The sequence below is a fragment of the Mesorhizobium sp. P5_C1 genome (genome assembly GCF_054049815.1).
In genome coordinates this window covers 1-1,842 of record NZ_JBFULQ010000816.1, presented here as the reverse complement: position 1 = coordinate 1,842, position 1,842 = coordinate 1, and the positions used below count along the sequence as shown (strand labels likewise).

Genomic DNA, 1,842 nt, shown 5'->3' with positions numbered 1-1,842 from the left:
CGTCGATGATGGCCCGGGCTTGCAAGATGCACGGGACCATGGTGTAGGGGGCCGGGGCGCCAACGTATCGCGACCGCGCGTTCGTTTTGATCAAGTGAAACCATGGCCACCATACAACGAACGACGGCAAGGGTTTTTTATTATGCGCGAAACGTCGTGCGCGATATCGCGCCGCAGGCGCTTTTCCGCCGGCGGCTTGTGGGTCGCCTCGAAAAAGCCCGGCTTGCTGACGGTTCGGTTCGCCGGCGGCTGAATTGCTACAACAAGCTGCAGGACGCATTTTCGCCCAGCCCGGCTGCGGTGCATATCGACAATCTGCCGCTGATACCGAGTATCTAGTACTACGACCTCAAGGAGATTGCCCGGTACTTCGACCGCCGACCTTGCCGAAAAAGTGCGCTATTTCGAGCAGCACCCGGCTGCAGCCGAACGCATCATTGCCGCGGCGAATGCCTATTGCCGCACATTCGCAAACGAGAAGGCCGAGCAGGCGATCTCCCTGCTCGTGCTCTACAAATACTTTGTCCTCAGCGGCCAGATCGAGCCTGATGCCGAGGTCTGGCGCTATATCGGGTTAAGTGCGGGCTTCGTCCGCCGAGCCCCGCCGCAAACCTCCCGTGGTCACACGCCGCTGCGGTCAATCACCAGATCGGCGGGACCAAAACGGTCCTTTGCCGTCAGTTGCTGGTGCCAGTAGGGATAGAGCAAGGGTGGCCGGCTGACCGTGTCTAGGCGGTCACGCTCTTCGCCGGTCAGCACCAGGCTTGCCGCGGCGATGTTGTCGCGGAACTGCGTTTCGGTCCTGCCGCCGATCACCAGCGAACTGACCGCCGGCCGGCCGAGCAGCCAGGCCAGCGCCACCTGCGCCGCCGACACGCCGCGCTGCGTGCCGATCTCGACAAGGACATCGACGATCCGCCAGAGGCGGTCCTCGTCGCGGATCGGCGGTTCCGACCAGCCGGCGAGCTGGCGGGCGGTCGGGCTGTCGCGGCGGTATTTGCCGGACAGCAATCCGCCGGCAAGCGGGCTCCAGACCAGCACACCCAGCCCCTGGTCGACCGAAATCGGCAGCAATTCATATTCCGCCTCGCGCGCTTCCAGCGTGTAGTGGATCTGCTGGGTGACGAAGCGCGGCTGGTGATGGCTGTCGCTGATGCCGAGCGCCTTCATCACCTGCCAACCGGAATAGTTGGAGCAGCCGACGTAGCGGACCTTGCCCTGGGCAACCAGCGTATCCAGCGCGGCGATGGTTTCCTCGAGCGGTGTCGTACCGTCCCATTCGTGCAGGAAGTAGATGTCGATGACATCGGTCTTCAACCGCTTCAGGCTCTTCTCGCATTCGCGGATCAGGTGATAGCGCGACAGGCCTTCATCGTTGGGGCCATTGCCGATCCGCATCCGCGCCTTGGAGGCGATCAGCACGTCGCCCTTGCGCTTGCCGCCGAGCGCCTCGCCGATGATCTCTTCAGAGACGCCGTTCGAATAGACATTGGCGGTGTCGATGACATTGATGCCGGCATCGATGCAAAGATCGATCATCCGGCGCGCCTCATCGAGGTCGGTCTTTCCGACAGCCGAAAATGCGCCAGCACCGCCGAAGGTCATGGTGCCCATGGTCAGGGTCGAAACTTTCAAGCCGGAACGGCCGAGGGTGCGGTATTCCATGTCAGTCCTCGCGATTTGTTGTTGAAAGGCAGTGCCCGGACGGGCCTCGCACATTTGTAGGACAATTCAAGCCGCTTGTCGCCATGCCACGACGATGGATCGATCATGCCTCGCGGAATTTGCAGTGGCGGCTGTCTCGCTCCAGGCTGCAATAAAACCGTCATTGCCGGCCTATAT

Annotated in this window: 2 protein-coding genes and 1 pseudogene; 2 read left to right on the top strand and 1 reads right to left on the bottom strand. The window is 62.1% G+C overall.

The window, feature by feature from the left end:
- The coding region (locus ACXJ7R_RS31605; RefSeq protein ID WP_457155237.1) for a hypothetical protein at positions 1–253 on the top strand (253 nt) is incomplete at its 5' end.
- Positions 157–571 (top strand): annotated as a pseudogene (locus tag ACXJ7R_RS31600) (hypothetical protein); the annotation flags it as partial. The gene ACXJ7R_RS31605 and the pseudogene ACXJ7R_RS31600, both read left to right, overlap by 97 nt.
- Before the next feature lie 50 nt (positions 572–621).
- Here the strand turns inward: ACXJ7R_RS31600 and ACXJ7R_RS31595 are convergent.
- On the bottom strand, positions 622–1,665 hold the full coding sequence (locus ACXJ7R_RS31595) for an aldo/keto reductase (protein ID WP_457155236.1): 1,044 nt from the start codon (positions 1,663–1,665) through the stop codon (positions 622–624).
- Between the last annotated feature and the right edge of the window lie 177 nt (positions 1,666–1,842).

Coding starts and splice junctions, on each gene's coding strand:
- ACXJ7R_RS31595 (WP_457155236.1), bottom strand. CDS start 1,665: ATGGAATACCGCACCCTCGGCCGTTCCGGCTTGAAAGTTTCGACCCTG.